This window comes from Alicyclobacillus vulcanalis (assembly GCF_900156755.1).
GTDB classification, from domain to species: domain Bacteria; phylum Bacillota; class Bacilli; order Alicyclobacillales; family Alicyclobacillaceae; genus Alicyclobacillus; species Alicyclobacillus vulcanalis.
In genome coordinates, this window is the sequence record NZ_FTOO01000007.1 from 42,756 (window position 1) to 61,736 (window position 18,981).

Here is an 18,981-nt window from a genome sequence, read left to right on the forward strand (position 1 = left end):
GCCCATGGCATCGAAGGTGATTTGGGCGCGCGACGTGCGCGGCAAGGCCCGACAAGACATCGATCCGGAGTTTCGCTGGAACCTCGAGGACATCTATCCCGATGAAGCGGCGTGGCGACATGACGCCGATCGCGTCCGGACCTTAGCCGACCAATTCGAGCGCTTTCGCGGGCATCTGCAGGATTCCGGCGAGGTCCTCCTGGAGGCGCTGCGGGCCCACGACGAGCTGGGCCAGGTGCTTGCCAAGCTCATCGTCTACGCCAAAATGAAGCTCGATGAGGACACGAGCGAGAGCTCTCGGCAGGTGCTGTTTGCGGAGGCGCAGCGGCTAGCCTCAGAGGTCCAGGCGCAGTTGTCGTTCTTCTACCCTGAATTGGTCCAACTCCCTCCCGACAAGGTCGAGGGATGGCTTGAGACCGTCGACGGACTTGGCCTGTACCGCTTCTTTCTCGAGGAGACCCTGCGCGAGCGCGATCACGTCCTCACGCCCGAAGAGGAGCAGCTCCTGGCTCATTTCAGCGAGGTCCTGTACGCCCCGTCCAAAATCTTCGAGATGTACAACAACGCCGACACGGTCTTCCCGTCGATTCGCGACGAGAACGGGGAGGACGTGCAGGTGACGCACGCCCTCTACCATGAGCTCTTGGAGCGTCAGGACCGCGGGGTTCGCGAGCGGGCGTTCCACGCGGTGTACGACACCTACAAGAAGCACCGCAACACGGTGGCAGCGCTGTACGCGGCGAACGTCAAGCGAAACGCCATCAACGCGCGCGTGCGCAAGTACCCTTCGGCGCTCGATGCCGCGCTCGACGGCGATCGCATCCCGCGCTCCGTCTACGAAAACCTGATCCAAGCGGTGCGCGAGGCCATCTCTGAGCTTCAGAGCTATCTCGCGCTGCGCAAGCGGGCGCTCGGCCTTGCGGAGCTTCACATGTGGGACTTGTACGTGCCGCTCGTCGCCGAGATCGACTGGAAGGTGCCTTACGCTGAGGCGCGCGAGACGGTGCTCGAGGCGGTGCGCGTGTTTGGCGAGACGTACGCGAACGCGGCGCGCGAGGGACTGTTCAGCCGGTGGGTGGACGTGTATGAGACCAAGGGGAAGCGCTCGGGCGGCTACTCGTGGGGCACGTACGGCACGCATCCGTACATCTTGTTGAACTACACGGACTCCATCCAGGACATGTTCACGCTGGCGCACGAGCTCGGCCACTCGATGCACAGCTACTTTTCGCGGAAAACCCAGCCTTACATCTACAGCGACTACACCATCTTCGTCGCCGAAGTCGCGTCGACCGTCAACGAGGCCATCCTCTACGACCACCTGCTCGCGCGCGAACACGATCCGCTGCGGCGCGCTTACCTGCTCAACCGGCAGGTGGAGACCATTCGCACGACGCTCATTGCGCAGACACTCTATGCCGAATTCGAAAAGCGCACGCACGAGCGCGTGGAGGAAGGCGGCGCCATCACGGCGGACTGGCTGGACGAAGTGTTTTACGATCTCAATCGGGCGTATTACGCGCCCGAGGTGACGGTGGATGACGACATCGCGCACGGTTGGATGCGCATTCCGCATTTTTATTCCGCGTTTTACGTGTACAAATACGCGACGGGCATTTCGGCGGCACTTGCACTCGTCGAGAGGATTCGGGGCGAGGGAGGCGAGGCGGTGGATCGGTACCTCCGCTTCCTGTCGTCTGGGAGCTCGAATACGTCGATAGAGCTTCTCCGCGCGGCGGGGGTGGACATGACGAGCGACGCGCCTGTGCGCCAGGCGCTCACGCGCTTCGCGCGGTTGACGGCGGAACTCGGGGAACTTTTGGCGGCGCGCTGACTAGGCGCGCCGCGCTGCGCGCTTCGGGAGGTCGACGGTGACGGTGGTGCCTTCGTCGACGCGGGAGCGGATGGCAATCGAGCCACCGTGGGCCTCCACGATGTGCTTGCAAACAAACAGGCCGAGCCCCGTGCCCGTCGACTTGGTCGTGTAAAACGGCCGAAAAATGCGCTCCACGTGTTGGATCCCACATCCGTTGTCCATCACCTTCGCCACCACATGCCCCTCTCGCTCTTCGAGGTGCAGTGAGACGGCTGCGTTCGGCCGGCCGCGGCAGGCGTGCAGCGCATTCTGCACCAGGTTGATGAGCACCTGCTTGATCTGCTGAGGCCGCACGGCCGCCATCAGCGGCTGCGCGGGCAAGTGCAAGTCCAGGCGGATGTCGCACAGGCTCGCCTCCGGGAGAAGGAACCGGTGCACCGACTGCGCGATCTCGGCCACATCGATCTCGACGCGCTCTTCGCGCTCGGGCCGGCACAGCCCCATGAAGTCTTCCAACAATTCTCGTATGCGGTCCAATTCGCCGATGGTCAGTTCGAGGTAAGCGCGGTCCTTGTCGTCGCAGCGCTCGGCAAACAGCTGGAGAAATCCGCGCGCGGTGGTGAGTGGATTTCGAATTTCGTGGGCAATGCCTGCACAGAGCTGCGCGAGGGCGGACACCTTTTCGAATTCCTGCAGCTTGTTTCGCATGCGCCGGAGGATGGCCTGGCTCCTTCGCGCCCACGCGCGTTCACAGCTTGTCCACGCCTGCACCGAGGCATGAGCAAGGTGAAGCGCGAGCCGGGCGAGATCGTGCGCGTCCTCCTGGGACCTGCGCTGTGCCACGGCGAGCTGGGACGCGCGTCCGATGCTCGCGGGAAGTCTCAAAAAGGCTGTCGACCACTCGCCTGCGTGCCGGAGAGTCACGCGGGGCGGGCCTGCGCACAGCCGCGCGGGCGCCCACGGTTCGGGCGAGGGCGCGCGGCGAAGTTCCCCTGAGACCGCTTCCACACAGCGAGCCGTCTCGTCGTCGCGCCATTCGCCGTGGGCCGCTGTGGTGAGCACGGCGTCCGTGGCGTCGAACACGATGCAGAGAAAGGGAGAGGGTTCGGGGTGCGTGGCGGCGAGATCGCGCAAAAATTCGAAAAAGGACGCTTCGCGCGCTTGGAGCCTGGACGCTGGCGCACCCGGCTTGAGGCGAGCTACGGTCGGCGCGCCCGAAGCCGTGCTCGCTCTCGTGGACTCGTTGTCATTGGATGCGATGGATGCGAATGCAGAGCCCAATGTGACGACCACCTTTGACGGCATTGCGAACAAATTTCTACACTTGTATCCATTATGCGACCTCGGGAGACCAGGCACAAGGGTGTGAATTCCAGTTCACGCTTTTTCGACAAAGCTTCCGAGATTTCGATAGGCAAAGTGTCGAGCGCGGTGAATGCCTCGAGACGGCGGGGGAGGGACGTGGCGGCCGTCGCAGATGGGCGCGAAGCGCCCGCCGCTCAGGAAGGCGTGGGCTGACTCGGCGGGTGGCCGCTTGCAAACCGCGCCGTGCGCCGATGAAGATCGGCGAACATCGCTTCGGCGCTCGCCAGGGCGGCAAGTCCAGCCTCCGTCACGCCGCCTGGGACGCAGATGGCGTCGAGCACCTCGTCGAATGAAAAACCGGCCTCGAGCAGGCGGGCGAGCCCGAGCGCCGTTTCGCGGATGAGTTCCTCCGCTTCCTCGCGGGAGAGGGCACCGGTCTTCGAGGCTGCCTCCGCCCACGCGAGGTAAAGGCGCGCGAGAAACGCGGGCCCACAGCTCGTCAGGTCGGACGCCACGCGGAGCTCGTGGTCAGAGACGGCATACGGCTTTCCGAGCGGCGTCAGGAGCTGCTCCACGCGGCGCTGGATGCGCTCCCCGGTTCTCGGGTCGATGGCGCGTGGATAGACCACGAGGATGACGCCCGCCTTGGCCCACTGGGTGAGGCTCGGCACCATCTTGACCGGCACCGCCCGGGTCAGGCGCTGCCACGCGGCGAGATCGACCGTGGAAATGGTCGTCAACAGGAGGGTCTCCGGCGCAAGCCGCGGACCTATCTCCCGCATGACCGCCTCTCCATCCGGCGCGCGCGTGCAGAGGACGACGGCGTCACACGCTTCGGCCACGGTGCGAAGGTCGGGCGCGACGGCGATGTTGGCGTGGCGCTTGGCCACGAGGGCGGCCTTCTCCGGCGTGCGGTTGAACACCAAGACGCGCTCGCCCGAGGTCTCCGCGAGCAAGGCGGCGAGCATGCCGCCCATGTGTCCGGTCCCGATAATGCCGATGGTCATGATGGGCCACCCCCGATGCGATCTCGCTCTTGCCATGTATATGTGATCCGCGATGCCTTTAGACGCAGGCGGGAGCGTCTGGTACAATACAAGCGAATGCGCACCCGAGAGAGACGCTTCGATGTGGGGAGGATGTCTGTGCCAAAAAAGACGGTGGAAGACGTCGCGTGGCAGGGCAAACGCGCGCTCGTGCGCGTGGATTTCAACGTGCCCATGGACGACGCGCGCCACATTACGGATGACACGCGCATCCGTGCAGCGTTGCCAACCATCACGTACCTGTCGGACCGCGGCGCGAAGGTCATTCTCATGAGTCACCTTGGGCGGCCGAAGGGAGAGCCCCAGGCCAAGTACTCGTTGGCGCCGGTGGCGGACCATCTGGCGTCGCTTCTGCCCGGCAGGCGCGTGTCGTTTTGCCCGGCGGCTGTCGGTGAGGAGGCTGAACAGGCGGTCTCCGCGCTCACAGACGGCGACATTCTGTTGCTCGAGAATGTGCGCTTCTACCCCGGCGAGGAGAAGAATGATCCCGCCTTCGCCCGCCAGCTCGCCGATCTCGGCGATGTCTTTGTGAACGACGCGTTTGGCTCGGCACACAGGGCGCACGCGTCGACGGCCGGGATCGCAGACTATTTGCCGTGCGTGGCGGGCTTTCTGATGGAGAAAGAGGTCCGCATCATGGGCGAGGCGCTCGCAAACCCTGCGCGGCCTTTTGTCGCGATCATCGGGGGCGCCAAGGTGTCGGATAAGATCAAGGTGATTGAAAACCTGCTTCCGAAGGTGGACGCGCTCATCATCGGCGGGGGCATGGCGAACACGTTCCTGGCGGTGGAGGGCCACGACATGGCGAAGTCGCTCGTCGAGGAAGACGCGAAAGAGACGGCGCGCCACTTGCTCGATCTCGCCGAGCAATCCAACCGGCGGATTCTTCTGCCCGTGGACGTGGTGGCGGCCAAGGCGTTTGCACCAGACGCCGAGCACGCGGTGCGGCTCGTGAGCGAGCTTCAGCCGGATGAGATGGCGCTCGACATTGGACCTGCGAGCGTCGAAGCGTTTCGCCGCGAAATCCTCCATGCGAAGACGGTCATCTGGAACGGCCCGATGGGCGTGTTCGAGATGCCCGCGTTCGCGAAGGGGACGTTTGCCATCGCGGAGGCCATGGCCGAGGCCGACGCCACCACCATCGTCGGCGGCGGGGATTCGGTGGCCGCGGTGGAGCAGGCGGGTGTGGCGGACCGGATGACGCATGTCTCCACAGGGGGCGGTGCGTCGCTGGAGTTTCTGGAGGGCCGGACGTTGCCCGGCGTGGCCGTGATCGAAGACAAGTGAGGAGGTTCGAGGATGGCGAGGACGCCCCTTCTCATGGGCAACTGGAAGATGTACAAGACCGTCGCCGAAGCCCGCGCGTTTGCTGAGGCCCTGGGACAGCAGTCGCAGAAGCTGGACAGCCGGGTGGAGTATGCCATTTGTGCACCGTACACGTGCCTGCACGTGTTGCGCGTGATGCTGCCGGCGCAGGTGCGGTTGGGCGCTCAGAATGTGTTTCCAGAAAAGGAAGGTGCTTATACGGGCGAGATCGCCCCGGGCATGCTTGCCGAGTTCGGGACGAAATACGTCCTGGCTGGACACTCAGAGCGCCGGATGCTGTTCGGCGAGTCGGATCAATTCATCAATCAAAAGGTAAAGGCCATTGTGGCGAATGGCATGACGCCGGTCCTGTGCGTCGGGGAGAACTCGTCGCAGAAGGAGGACGGCGTCACGCGCGAGGTGGTGACGGGCCAGGTGTTGCAGGGCCTTGACGGCCTCAGCGACGACGAGGTGGCGAGCGCCATCGTCGCGTACGAACCGGTGTGGGCCATCGGTTCTGGCAAGACGGCGATGCCGGAGGATGCGGAGGAGGTGGCGCAAGCCATCCGAGCGGCGGTGGCCGAGACGTGGTCGGCGGATGCGGCGGCAAGCCTGCGCATCCTGTACGGCGGCAGCGTGAAGCCGGACAACGTGGCATCGTTCGTCCGCGAGTCGGATCTCGACGGTGCGCTGGTGGGCGGTGCAAGCCTGGATCCGGGGTCGTTTGTCGCGATGGCCGAGGCCATCAGGGAGGTGCTCGCATGAGCGCGTTCGAGCGGAAGCCGCGCCCCAACGGCCGAGGTCCCGTGGCGCTGATCATCCTCGACGGCTTCGGCCTGAGCCCGCATCACGAGGGCAACGCGGTGTACCTCGCGAAGACGCCGAACTTCGATCGGTACTGGGAGAGCTATCCGCACACCACGCTCCAGGCCTCGGGCGAAGCGGTGGGCCTGCCGGATGGCCAGTTCGGCAATTCGGAGGTCGGCCATTCGAACATCGGAGCAGGTCGCGTCCTGTATCAGGATTTGACCCGCATCACCAAAGCCATCCGCGAGGGTGACTTCTTCCAAAACGACGTGTTGGTCCGCGCGATGGATCTGGCCGTGCGGCGGAAAAAGACCCTGCACATCTGTGGGCTCGTGTCGGACGGCGGCGTGCACAGCCACATCGATCATCTCTTCGCGCTCTTGCGCATGGCGGCGGGCCGCAAGGTTCCACGCGTCGCCGTGCACGCGTTTCTCGACGGGCGCGACACGCCGCCGACGACGGGCGTGGGATACCTCGCGGATCTGCAGAAGTTGATGGACGACCTTCAAACGGGCGTGATCGCCACCGTGATGGGCCGCTATTACGCCATGGACCGCGACAAGCGCTGGGAGCGGGTCAAGCAGGCGTACGACGCCATGGTGCACGGCGAGGGGCAGCGCACCCACGACGTTTTGGCCGCCGTGCGGGCGAGCTATGATGCGGATGTGACCGACGAGTTTGTCAAGCCCATCGTCCACGTCGACGGCGAAGGCAAGCCGCTCGCCACGGTGGAAGACGGGGACAGCTTGATTTTCTTCAACTTCCGGCCGGATCGGGCCATTCAACTGTCGCTCGCGCTGACCGATCCGTCCTTCACCGGCTTCGATCGCGGCCCCAACCCGCCGAAGATCCACTTCGTCTCGATGACGAAGTACAGCGATGACGTGAAGAGCGAAATCGCGTATCCGCCGGATTTTCCGCGTGAAACCTATGGCGAGGTCGTGTCGAAGGCGGGCCTGACCCAGCTGCGGATTGCGGAGACGGAGAAGTTCCCGCACGTGACGTTCTTCTTCTCCGGCGGCCGCGAGGAACCGTTCCCGGGCGAAGAGCGGGTGCTCATCCCGTCGCCGAAGGTGGCCACGTACGACCTGAAGCCCGAGATGAGCGCGTACGAGGTGGCGGACGCGGCGGCCAAGCGCATTCGGTCGGGCGAGATCGACACGATGATCCTGAACTTCGCGAATCCAGACATGGTGGGCCACACAGGCTCGCTTGAGGCGGCCATCAAGGCGTGCGAGGCGGTCGACGAGTGCCTGAAGACGGTGATGGACGCGATTCAGGAGATGGATGGCGTCGCCATCATCACGGCCGATCACGGCAACGCCGACATGATGATCTACCCCGACACGGGAGAGGTTTGCACCACGCACACGACGAATCCAGTGCCGTGCATCGTCACGGTGCCTGGCCTGAAGCTGCGCGAGGGCGGCGTGTTGGCCGATCTCGCCCCGACCCTGCTCGATTTGCTCGGGGTGAAGCAGCCTGCGGCCATGACGGGCAAGACCTTGATTGAACACTGAACTCACGAGAAGGAGAGATGGCGATGTCCGAGATCTTTGACGTACACGCGCGAGAGGTGCTCGATTCCCGCGGCAATCCCACGGTCGAGGTGGAGGTGGAACTCGAGTCTGGCGCGAAGGGCCGCGCCATCGTGCCGTCCGGCGCATCGACCGGCGCGCACGAGGCCGTGGAGCTGCGCGACGGCGACAAGGAGCGCTATCAGGGCAAGGGCGTGCTGAAGGCCGTCAAAAACGTGAACGAAATCATCACGCCGGAGATCATCGGCGAGGACGCGCTCGATCAGATCGCGATCGACCACCTGCTCCTTTCGCTTGACGGCACGCCGAACAAGGGCAAGCTCGGAGCGAACGCCATTCTCGCCGTGTCCATCGCGGTGGCGAAGGCCGCGGCGCAGGAGGTGGGCCTGCCGCTTTATCGCTATCTGGGCGGCACGTACGCGCACACCTTGCCGACGCCGATGATGAACATCCTGAACGGCGGCAAGCACGCGGACAACACCGTGGACATCCAGGAGTTCATGGTGGTCCCGCACGGCGCGCCGACGTTTCGCGAGGCGCTGCGCATGGGGGCGGAGATCTTCCATAGCCTGAAGAAGGTGCTCGCGGACAAGGGGCTCTCGACGACGGTCGGCGACGAGGGCGGATTTGCGCCGAACCTCAAGACGAACGAGGAAGCGATTCAGGTCATCGTGGAGGCCATCGAGAAGGCGGGGTACAAGCCGGGCGAACAGGCGTCCATCGCGCTCGACATCGCCTCGACCGAGTTGTACAAGGACGGCCAGTACCATTTCGAGGGCGAGGGCGTGACGCGATCGGCCGACGAACTCATCCATTACTACGAAGGACTGCTCGCGAAGTATCCCATCCTGTCCATCGAGGATGGGCTCGCGGAGGACGACTGGGACGGGTGGAAGAGCCTCACGTCGGCGCTCGGCGGTAAGGTGCAACTCGTGGGCGACGACTTGTTTGTGACCAACGTGGAGCGGCTGAGCCAGGGCATCGAGCGCGGCGTCGGCAACTCGATTCTCGTGAAGGTCAACCAAATTGGCACGCTGACCGAGACGTTCGCCGCGGTGGAACTTGCGAAGAAAAACCGCTACACCGCGATCATCTCGCACCGTTCCGGCGAGAGCGAGGACACGACCATCGCCGACATCGCGGTCGCCCTGAACACGGGCCAGATCAAGACGGGCGCGCCGAGCCGGACGGATCGCGTGGCGAAGTACAATCAGCTGCTGCGCATCGAGGAAGAGCTGGGCCAGGCCGCGGCGTACGCCGGGCGCGGCGCGTTTGTGCAAGGTTGACAGCCGTGCTAGACTAAGTTTGGGATTTGGGGAGCGGAGGTGACAAGACCATGATGCTGGCGGCCAAGATTGCCCTCGTGGCGCTCTGTGCCTTGCTCGTGCTTGTCATCCTGCTCCAGTCGGGGAGAAGCGCGGGCCTGTCGGGCGTCATCACGGGCGGTGCCAACCAGTTTTCGAACCGCCGCCCGAAGGGGATGGATTCGCTCCTGGCTCGCGTGACCGTGGTGCTCGCCATCCTGCTCTTTTTGGTGACCGGGCTCATCGCGGTGATGTACCATTACAACGTGCACTGACCACGGCGCGTTTGCGGGGTGCGAGACGTTTGGCACTCCGCGGCGCGCCCAGGCCACGGTTTGTGCGGTGCTCTTCTGCGGTCCCTACACAGCGCAGAAGGGCTCTTTTTTGCGCTTCATGAGATGGGAGGGTATGCGCATGGGGAAGGCGCTTTGGCTGTTGGCGCTGGCGGTGTTCGTGGTGTCGCTCGATCTCCGGCCGCCCATCACGTCCATTGGACCGCTCGTGCTGACCATTCAGCACGCGCTCCACATGAACGCGGCCGAGGTCAGCCTGCTCACCTCCATTCCCGTGTTTTGCATGGGCATCTTCGCGCCGCTGACCGGCGCCGTCGCGTCCAGGCTCGGCATGAATCGCGCGATTCTCGCGTGCGTGGCCCTCGTCGGCGCGGCGACGCTTGTGCGGTTCTTCGCGCATGCCTCCTGGCTCTTGCTCGTCTCCGCATTTGCGGCGGGCGTGGGCATCGCGGTCTGCGGACCGCTTCTTTCGGGCTTCATCAAGCATCATTTTGGCGATCGCGCGCCGAGCGTGATCGGCCTGTACTCCGTCGGGATCGGCCTCGGCGCCCTCGCCAGCGCCGCGCTTTCCATTCCCCTTGCGCAGGCGTTTGGCGCCTGGCAGGCGTCGCTCGGCGCATGGACGGCGCTCGCGGTGTTGGGGCTCGCGGCTTGGCTGCCCATCCTCCGCCGTGCGCCGCGCGCGGGCGAAGCGCCAGAACAACCACCGGGCGCCGGCCAGGGCGCGGGATCGGTTTCGCCCTGGCGATCCGGCCGTGCATGGCTCTTGCTCGCTGCATTCGGGCTGCAGTCCGGCATCTACTACTCAACCACCACGTGGCTCGCGCCCCGCGCCGAGGAGACGGGCTACTCCGCGAGTGGCGCAGGCGTGGTCCTCACCGTGTTTGCGCTCATTCAGATGTTCGCGAGCCTCGTCTTGCCCATGGCGATGAGCCGGGCGCAAAACCGGGCGCCATGGCTCGTGGCATGCGCGTCGTTCACCGCGGCAGGCCTCATCGTCTGCGCGCTGCCGCTTGGCGCGTGGAGCGCCTGGCTGGCGGACGCGCTGCTCGGCGTAGGCCTGGGCGGGCTCTTTCCCATCCTGCTCATTCTGCCGCTCGACGAGACCACGAACGGCGAGGACGCGAGCCGGTGGACGGCCATGATGCAGTGCGGCGGCTACATCATCTCCGGGGTCGTCCCCATCCTGGCCGGAGCCATCAAGGACGCCACGGGCAACTTCGCCGGATCGTTCTGGATGCTCGTCGCCCTCGCCATCTTGCTCGTCGTGTGTTCCCTCTTTCTCCACAAACGACGGGCGAAGACGTGGGTCTGAACCACCGATGCACCGCCCCGCGGCGCAAATTTCTTCTTCCTTTTGTGGCGATCTCGACCGTTTGGGTTCATACTAGTAGCAACGCACGCGGGCCCATCCGGTGCACTCGGTGGAAGAACGATGGAGTGAAGCCTTCTTGTGGAGAGAGCGACTGCTTGAATACATGCGTTCGGAGGCGTATAAGCCGAGCACGGTCCAGGAGTTGTGTGACCAGCTTGGCGTCACAAGCGCGGCGGACTTCCGCGCGTTTGTGCGCCTATTGAATGAGTTGGAGGACGCGGGAGACCTCGTCCGCACCAAAAATAACCGGTACGCGCTGCCGGAGCAAATGAACTTTATTGCCGGGAGGCTTCAGTTAAAGGCGCGCGGCTACGGCTTCGTGGTCCCCGAGGACCAAATGGAGGCCGACATCTACATCCCGCAATCGGCGCTGAACGGCGCGATGAGCGGAGATCGCGTGCTCGTTCGACTGCGCGAAGACCGCGGCGGCAAGGGCGCGCACGCCCACCGCGAGGGCGAGATCGTGAAAATCCTTGAGCGCGGCAACGACCGAATCGTCGGTCAAATTGCGCTCTACGCCCAGCACGCGTTCGTCACGCCGCTGGACAAGCGGTTCCCGGAAGACGTGTTTGTGCCCATGGATGGCGTGGGCGGCGCACATGACGGCCAAGTCGTCGTCGTGGAGCTGACGTCGTACCCCACGGCCACCCACGGCCCCGTCGGCCGCGTGGTCGAGGTCCTCGGCTACCCGGACGAGCCCGGCGTCGACATTTTGGCCATTGTGCGAAAATACCGCCTTCCCGAGTCGTTCCCCGAGGACGTGCTCGCAGAGGCCGAGCGCATCCCGCTCGAGATCGATCCCGACGAGATCGCGCGGAGAAAGGACTTTCGCGACGAGGCCATTGTGACCATCGACGGGGACGACGCGAAGGACCTGGACGACGCGGTGCACGTGAAGCGCCTGGAAAATGGCCACTACGAGCTCGGCGTCCACATCGCGGACGTCGGTTACTACGTGAAAGAGATGAGCGCGCTCGACCGAGAGGCCTTTCGGCGCGGCACCAGCGTGTATCTGGTGGACCGCGTCATTCCCATGTTGCCCCAGCGCCTGTCCAATCAGATCTGTTCGCTGAACCCCAAGGTCGATCGGCTGACGATGTCGTGCATCATGGAAATCGATGGTCAGGGGCGCGTCGTCTCGCACGAAATCGTGCCAAGCGTCATCCGCACGGCGGAGCGCATGACCTACAACCATGTGCGCCAGATCCTTGAGGACGGCGACGAAGCGCTGAGGGCGCGTTACGCCCCGCTTGTGCCGATGTTCGAGCTGATGCGCGAATTGGCGCTCATTTTGCGCGAAAAGCGCATGCGGCGCGGCGCGATCGATTTCGATTTCGACGAAATCAAGGTGCGCGTGAATGACCTCGGCGAACCGACGTCGATTGAGCCGCGGCCGCGCTCCATCGCCGAGCGCATCATCGAGGAGTTCATGCTCGCGGCCAACGAGACGGTGGCCGAACACTTCCACTGGCTCGGCGTGCCGTTCATTTACCGCGTGCACGACGATCCGGACCCGGACAAAATGATCCACCTGAATCTGTTCCTCCACAACTTTGGCTATCACGTGAAGGGCTCGGCTGGGGGCAAGGTGCACCCGAGGGCGCTCCAGGAAGTCCTGAACGAGGTCGAGGGTAAGCGCGAAGCGCGGATGATCTCCATGGTGATGCTGCGCTCGATGCAGCAGGCGAAGTACCGCCCCGAGTGCACAGGCCACTTCGGACTTGCGGCGGAGTATTACACGCACTTCACGTCGCCCATTCGCCGTTATCCGGACCTCGCGATTCACCGGATCATCCGCGAGGTCTTGACGCGAGGCACGCTCTCCCCGCAGAGGGAAGAAAAGCTGCGCGAGTTTGTCGCGGAGGCGAGCCGCCACTCGAGCGAGCGAGAGCGCATCGCCCAGGAAGCGGAGCGCGAAGTCGACCAGCTGAAGATGGTCGAGTATATGCAGGGTCACATCGATGAGGAATTTGACGGCATCATCTCCGGGGTCGTCCCCTTCGGCCTGTTTGTGCAGCTCGAGAACGGCGTCGAAGGGCTCATCCACATCAGCGAGCTCGCCGACGACTACTACGTGCTGAACGAGCGGCAAATGGCGCTCATTGGCGAGCGAACGCGCCGGGTGTTTCGCATCGGCGATCCCGTCCGCGTGGTGGTCATCCGCGCCGTGAAGGAGGACTTGCGCATCGACTTTGGCCTCGTCGAGCACCTGCGAGAAGCCACCTACGTCGGCGGTGAAGGACCGGGCGCCATCGTGTATGATGAGGATCTGACGCCGAAGGCGCGCCGAGAGTCTGAGAAGCGCCGCAAAGAAGCTTCGGCCCGTGGCGGCGGACGGCGGGATCGCAGCGACACCCGCGAGCGCGCAGGCCGGCGTGCGAAGGCGCACGGACGCGCGGGCGTGCGCGCGTCCGATTGGGACGACGGCGAGGAGGAGCGTTCCGCGCGCCCGGCAGACCTATTGGCCCATGAGTTGCCGTACGATGCCTGGGATGAAGAGTATCCCGATCCGAGAGACCGGCGTGGGAAGCGGGCGCGGCATGATCGCGCTTCGGGTCAGCCGAACGGGGCGAAGCCCCAACGAGCGGCTGGAGATCGCTCGGAACCAGCTTCCACGCGCCGCGGCGGCTATCGCACGTGGCCGACGTGGGAGTCCGAGGAACGCGCGACGACGGGCAGGCGCAGGGGCAAAGCCTCTCGCCAAGGCGAGAGGACCGGCGCGAAGCGGACGTCGCAGTCAGGAAAATCGAGTAAGCGCGATGCGCGCAAGCGGAAGCGGTGAGCCGTACGCCGCACCGGCAACGGCGTAAGCTCACTCGCCGGCGCGCCATCGCGCCCTGTACACATCGGAGTGACGAAGGATGGCGAGATCGGAAGGCATTCGAGTGATTGCGCAAAACCGCAAGGCGTATCACGACTATTTCATTGAGGAGACGTACGAGGCGGGGCTGGTGCTCACGGGCACGGAGATCAAGTCCATTCGCAAAGGTTCCGTGAGCTTGCGCGATGCGTACGCGCGCGTGGACGACGGAGAGGTGTTTATCTACAACATGCACATCGCGCCCTACGAGCAGGGCAATCGATTCAATCACGATCCGCTTCGTCCGCGCAAGTGCCTCCTGCACAAGAAGGAAATCAGCCATCTGTACGGTTCCGTTCGGCAGCGCGGCGTGACGCTGGTCCCGACGAAGATCTACATCAAGGACGGCTGGGCGAAGGTCGAGCTGGCGCTCGCGAAGGGCAAGAAGCTGTACGACAAGCGCGAAGCCGCGAAGGAGCGCGATGCGAATCGCGAGATTCAGCGGGCGCTCAGGGCGCGCACGAGGGGCGAATAGCGCAGGCGCAGCCGACGAACGCGTGGTCTGGGATGTGATGGAAACCGGTTGACGCGTTTGAGGAACCGAGTATAATGATGGAGTGTCGTTGAAAATGAGTGCGATTCGCTTGAGGCATGCCGAACGGCTGTCACCAAAACGCGGGGGCGTTTTGGATTCGACGGGGACTGTTCGAGCATGTACGGCGGGCCGTGGGGCTGCGACCACGTTATGCACGCAGGTCTAAATTTAACTGGCAAAGCGAATCGCTTTACCACTCAAAACAAGCTCGCTCTCGCTGCTTAATCCAGCGGGACCGTTGCGCAATGCGTTGCCTGTGCGCATCGCGTAACGTCATCTGAGCAGGCTGGCGACGTCCTTCGTTCGCGGGGACGCCGCGAGATATAAGCGAACTTGCCTGTGAACCAGCGTGATCGTCCGCGGGTCACAGGGACTTCAGTAGACGATCTACGCCCGTAGATGTACATGTGGCGAGGTCTTCGGACGCGGGTTCGATTCCCGTCGCCTCCACCATGCATAACCCGAACTCGCAAGTTGCTGATGCATTCGCCGGCTCCACATGATCCGAGGCGGGCCGGCGAATGCATTTTTCATGCGAGTCTGAATTATGGGATTTCACTGCGGTGATCGAAGAGTTTTCAAAGCCAGCTCAATAAAATCCCTCTGTATATAGGTCAGTTGAGCGTTTTTTGGGTGAACTAATGCAACCCACCTGCGCGGATGTCCTTCTTTCACGCGTATGGCCCTTAGACTGGGATCATTGATTAGATTTAGATAAGATTTAGTCAATATGGTGGCAACGTTTCCGTGTTCAAGTAGTTCGCGTTGCGATTCCAGGCTAGAGAGTTGAAGCTTGGGATGCAGCGTTACTCCGTAGGCCGCACAGAATTCGTCTATGAACCTCCGAATTAAGAAATGACTTGGGAAAAGTACTAATGGTAACTCCGGAAGGTCGAAGACAGACAGTGATTCGCATTCAACGATAGGTGAATCTTGTCGGACCACGACGTAAAATTCCTCTTCAAAAAGTGGTCTGAATTCAAGGCGACTATCTTCATGCGTATAAAAGATGACTCCTATATCAAGGCTTCCAGAAAGCACTCCTTCTATCGTCTGTTGAGAGCGCTGATCGTAAACGAGGACCTCCACATTAGGATGTTGCGAACTGTAGACGGCGAGGACTTGAACCAGTATGTGGTTACCAGAACATCCTACGCGCAGTGTACCCTTATCATGCACATCAGCCAGCCGTACGTCTTCAATAGCACTTTCGACATAGCCTAGAATTTGCTTCGCATGCTCGAGCATTCTGTCTCCCGCTGGAGTGAGTCGCACTGACCGACTAGACCGCGTGAAAAGTGCTACACCCACATACTCCTCTAGCATTTGAATCTGCTTACTGAGGGTCGGCTGTGTAACGCCCAGGTCCTCGGCAGCCTTTGTAAAACTTTGCAGTTCGGCAACCCGTACAAAGTACTTAAACAACCGGAGATCCATGAGCCTCCCCTCCTATGCATACAACAACAGCATAGCTGGCATAGATTATCGTCCATTGTTCGATGCTCGCCACCATTATACGATACGGTCATCACCGTGAATACGCTTACAAGGAGGCGCGCCATGAGCAACAATGGGTATGCTTTGACGGCTGCAGACGGACTACTTCTCACCTTATCTGAACTCGGGGTGGATTACATCTTCGCCAACCTCGGGAGTGATCATCCGCCACTGATTGAGTCCTTGGCGAAGCTCAAATCGAAAGGAAAAAGGGTTCCGGAAATCATAATATGCCCGCACGAGATGGCGGCACTGAGCGCTGCCCACGGTAGGGCACAGGTCACAGGGAAGTTACAGGTGGTGTTAGTCCACGTCGACGTCGGTACACAGAACCTGGGAGGCGCGCTGCATAATGCGATGCGCGGGCGGGTTCCAATATTGATAATTGCGGGTGCCAGTCCGGTAACGGTTGACGGAGAAATGGCAGCATCACGAAATGAATTCATCCATTACTTACAAGACATTTCTGATCAGAGAAGTATAGTACGAGAGTATACAAAATGGAGTTACGATGTGCACAGCGGCAAGAATATAGACTTAATTGTGAAGCGGGCTGCGCAGATTGCCTGCTCTTCTCCGTCGGGGCCCGTGTACATGATGATCCCCAGGGACATTATGACCGACGAGTGGGTTCCACTACCGGAGGTGAAGAGAGCGATTTTTCCTGCCTCGCTCGGTGCTTTGGATCAGAACGTGGCGAAACAAATTGCCCATCATTTGGTTGAGGCTAAAATGCCACTAATAATAACAAGTTATCTGGGGCGAAACGTGGACGCAGTATCAAATCTTGTTCAGCTCAGTGAAAAAATCGCTGTACCTGTCATGGAAGCTGGACCGTATTACGCTAATTTTCCAACCAACCACCCGATGCACATTGGCTACGAGGACTTCATCGAACGGAATTACGTCGTTGAGGAAGCCGATTTCATTCTGGTTCTGGATTGTGACATTCCTTGGATGCCTCAAGTAACTAAGGTAGAGCCTAAAACGAACGTGTTTTGGATAGATATCGACCCTATTAAAACAACAATACCAGTATGGTACTACTCCGGTGTCAAGTTCGTTCAAGCCGAATCAAGGCTAGTATTGAGTCAGTTGTTGGATGAAATAGACAATGTAGAACTGGATCATGACAGGATTGAGTCCAGGAGAGCATCTATTAGGGCTCGCTCTTCAAGTGTTCGTGATCAGTGGACTCAAGATGGCACGTCCGAATCGTCGAAAATCACTGCTGCATATCTCACTTCCCTAATAAGCGAGTTTATAGATGAAAATACCATTATAGTAAATGAGACTATATCCAACTATCGAACCGTCTGGCGGCATTTAAACCCTCGTACGCCGGGACAGTTCTACGGAAGCGGCGCCAGTTCCCTGGGATGGCATGGAGGAGCAGCTGTTGGGATTAAATTAGAGAATCCGGATAAGACAGTTGTGGCGCTAACTGGAGATGGATCGTTTATCTTTAGTGAACCAGTAGCAGTTCAAATAATGTCCAGACTGTATAATGCCCCTTTTCTAACAGTAATTTATAATAATGGAGGGTGGAAATCTCCAAAACTATCAACACTCGCTGTTTACCCACATGGCTGTGCTAACGCATCCGGCGCGTTTCATGTAGAGTTTACCGGCGATTTTGCACTCGAGCGTGTAGCAAGCCTGGTGGATGGTGTCTATATAGCTAAAGTGGACCACCGAGATGAGCTCCACATGCGACTATCTCAAGCATTCGAGGCAGTTAGAGACGGGCGTTCGGCCGTACTCAATGTGATGATAGAAGAAATGTAAATTAGAAAAATGAAAGTACGGAGGCTACGATTATGAGAACAATCACAACTAAGAGTCGATATCAAACTATTTGGTTCCTATTGCTAATTGCGTGGATGGTGAGTGGAGCGGATCGAGCAATTTCGGGGCCTGTCGTCACATGGATGATACAAAACAAAGTCTCCTTCATGATGTCCTCTGCACACCCATATGCGCTTGGAGGGTTAATCGGAAGTGTATTCTTTACAGCGTACATGTTGACCCAGTTCCCTGGAGGTTATTTTGGAGATCGATATGGGCATCGAACGGTCATCGTCCTAAGTTTGATATGGGCAGGCTTGGCCACAATCATTAACGGATTTTTTGCGAGCCTGATTGGCTTTGTGATCTTAAGAGTCCTAACGGGCCTCGGTGAAGGCATGTATTATGCGAACGATCGGACGCTAATTTCTGAGGTAACACCCCCCGAGAAACTTAGTCTTGGGCTCGGCGTAGCAATTGTGGGACTTTCACTTGGTATGACCGCAGCCTCAATTTTACCGCCATATCTTATCCATTGGGGCAATGATGTGTTTGGAACTCTTCACGGATGGAAGATGCCTCTGTTTGTACTAGGGGGTTGCACAGTACTGTGGGGAATTATTAGCGCATTCCTGTTTAGAAGAGAGGCCTTACCACAATTATCAAAGGCGTTCCTTGGGGTAGGGCGATACACTGTTGTATTCTTCATACTAATTATGGCAGTGTTTATCGTAGCCGATCGCGTCGGCCTTCCCAGCTGGTTGACTACACTACTTGAACTTGTCTTTGCGGTGGGGCTCATATTGTTCGCCTACTTTAGCAAGGGAAGGGAACTAAGCGCCATAGTGAAAAACAAGGACTTAATGTACATTAACGTTGCTGGCATAGCGGTGTTGTGGAATTTGTGGTTCTTTGGCTTCTGGTCTGTAGCCATTGTAGAGGATTCAGCACACTCCACGTTTCTAAAAGCCGCTCTCACAGCGACATTTAATGCCGTCGCAGGAGTGGTAGGTTATCCTGTTGGAGGATGGCTGGCTGACCGCTTAAATGTAAAAGGATTCGGAAGAAAGAGAATATTGGTTATTTTTACATTAATACAGGGACTTCTTACAGCTGGTTTCGGCATCTATCTCTACCTTGGCGGAAAATCGGCTATATTGATGGGGTGTCTCCTGTTTATCACCAGCTTGTTCTTTAATGCACTGCAACCTATTATGCACGCCATGGTGTCCGAAATCGCCCAGCCCTCGCAGCGGGGCTCAGCATTCGGAATGTTAAATTTATTCGGAGAAACGGGTGCGGTTCTATCTCCAGCATTGGGAGGCACACTTCGAGATGCCATGGGTAATTGGAGCGGTGCGGTTTTGCTAGACGCAGGGGTCATTTTAATCAGCTTTGTCATCCTACTCTTCGTAGACGCCCAACGAGGCCAGCAAACCGCACAATTTCTTGCAACGGCCGGAAATACGAAAACTTGATGGGATTCTGCATATCGGAACGACGGTATAGTCG

At 60.5% G+C, this 18,981-nt stretch carries 14 protein-coding genes and 1 other RNA gene; 12 read left to right on the forward strand and 3 right to left on the reverse strand.

Annotated features, from left to right (window positions below):
- Window positions 1-4: 4 nt before the first annotated feature.
- The gene (gene pepF / locus BW934_RS09095; protein WP_076347325.1) at window positions 5-1,834 is read left to right on the forward strand and encodes an oligoendopeptidase F; all 1,830 of its coding nucleotides are present in this window, start codon (window positions 5-7) and stop codon (window positions 1,832-1,834) included.
- On the opposite strand, the gene BW934_RS09100 is transcribed toward pepF, so the two are convergent.
- Window positions 1,835-3,097 carry a sensor histidine kinase gene (locus tag BW934_RS09100; RefSeq protein WP_076347327.1) on the reverse strand — a complete coding sequence of 421 codons (1,263 nt, stop codon included), beginning with the start codon at window positions 3,095-3,097 and terminating at the stop codon, window positions 1,835-1,837.
- Between the two features lie 218 nt (window positions 3,098-3,315).
- Window positions 3,316-4,128, reverse strand: a complete 813-nt coding sequence (locus tag BW934_RS09105) for a pyrroline-5-carboxylate reductase dimerization domain-containing protein (protein ID WP_076347329.1) — start codon at window positions 4,126-4,128, stop codon at window positions 3,316-3,318.
- Window positions 4,129-4,266: 138 nt separating this feature from the next.
- Here BW934_RS09105 and BW934_RS09110 point away from each other — a divergent pair, with 138 nt between their 5' ends.
- The 9 genes from BW934_RS09110 (at window position 4,267) to ssrA (ending at window position 14,637) form a co-directional block, all read left to right on the forward strand.
- A complete protein-coding gene (locus BW934_RS09110) occupies window positions 4,267-5,454 on the forward strand; it encodes a phosphoglycerate kinase (protein ID WP_076347331.1) in 1,188 nt (395 codons plus the stop codon).
- Window positions 5,455-5,466: 12 nt separating this feature from the next.
- Window positions 5,467-6,237, forward strand: coding sequence for a triose-phosphate isomerase (gene tpiA / locus BW934_RS09115; protein ID WP_076347333.1), 771 nt, complete (start codon window positions 5,467-5,469; stop codon window positions 6,235-6,237).
- On the forward strand, window positions 6,234-7,799 hold the full coding sequence (gene gpmI, locus BW934_RS09120; RefSeq protein WP_076347335.1) for a 2,3-bisphosphoglycerate-independent phosphoglycerate mutase: 1,566 nt from the start codon (window positions 6,234-6,236) through the stop codon (window positions 7,797-7,799). Before tpiA ends, gpmI begins: the two co-directional genes overlap by 4 nt.
- 23 nt (window positions 7,800-7,822) lie before the next feature.
- Window positions 7,823-9,103, forward strand: coding sequence for a phosphopyruvate hydratase (eno, locus tag BW934_RS09125; RefSeq protein ID WP_076347337.1), 1,281 nt, complete (start codon window positions 7,823-7,825; stop codon window positions 9,101-9,103).
- Between the two features lie 50 nt (window positions 9,104-9,153).
- On the forward strand, window positions 9,154-9,396 hold the full coding sequence (secG, locus tag BW934_RS09130; RefSeq protein WP_014463578.1) for a preprotein translocase subunit SecG: 243 nt from the start codon (window positions 9,154-9,156) through the stop codon (window positions 9,394-9,396).
- Between the two features lie 139 nt (window positions 9,397-9,535).
- On the forward strand, window positions 9,536-10,729 hold the full coding sequence (locus tag BW934_RS09135; protein ID WP_084182555.1) for an MFS transporter: 1,194 nt from the start codon (window positions 9,536-9,538) through the stop codon (window positions 10,727-10,729).
- A gap of 163 nt (window positions 10,730-10,892) precedes the next feature.
- The gene (gene rnr / locus BW934_RS09140; RefSeq protein ID WP_407639959.1) at window positions 10,893-13,571 is read left to right on the forward strand and encodes a ribonuclease R; all 2,679 of its coding nucleotides are present in this window, start codon (window positions 10,893-10,895) and stop codon (window positions 13,569-13,571) included.
- 79 nt (window positions 13,572-13,650) lie between these two features.
- Window positions 13,651-14,124: an SsrA-binding protein SmpB gene (gene smpB, locus BW934_RS09145; protein WP_076347343.1), complete on the forward strand. Its 474-nt coding sequence runs from the start codon at window positions 13,651-13,653 to the stop codon at window positions 14,122-14,124.
- Between the two features lie 142 nt (window positions 14,125-14,266).
- Window positions 14,267-14,637: a transfer-messenger RNA gene (ssrA, locus tag BW934_RS09150) on the forward strand.
- A 102-nt stretch (window positions 14,638-14,739) separates the two neighbouring features.
- On the opposite strand, the gene BW934_RS09155 is transcribed toward ssrA, so the two are convergent.
- The gene (locus BW934_RS09155; protein ID WP_076347345.1) at window positions 14,740-15,621 is read right to left on the reverse strand and encodes a LysR family transcriptional regulator; all 882 of its coding nucleotides are present in this window, start codon (window positions 15,619-15,621) and stop codon (window positions 14,740-14,742) included.
- Window positions 15,622-15,744: 123 nt separating this feature from the next.
- Between BW934_RS09155 and BW934_RS09160 the strand changes: the two genes are divergently transcribed.
- Together BW934_RS09160 and BW934_RS09165 are read left to right on the forward strand one after the other, a co-directional pair.
- Window positions 15,745-17,469, forward strand: a complete 1,725-nt coding sequence (locus BW934_RS09160) for a thiamine pyrophosphate-requiring protein (RefSeq protein ID WP_076347347.1) — start codon at window positions 15,745-15,747, stop codon at window positions 17,467-17,469.
- Window positions 17,470-17,501: 32 nt separating this feature from the next.
- Window positions 17,502-18,947, forward strand: a complete 1,446-nt coding sequence (locus BW934_RS09165; RefSeq protein WP_076347349.1) for an MFS transporter — start codon at window positions 17,502-17,504, stop codon at window positions 18,945-18,947.
- The last annotated feature ends 34 nt before the right edge of the window (window positions 18,948-18,981 follow it).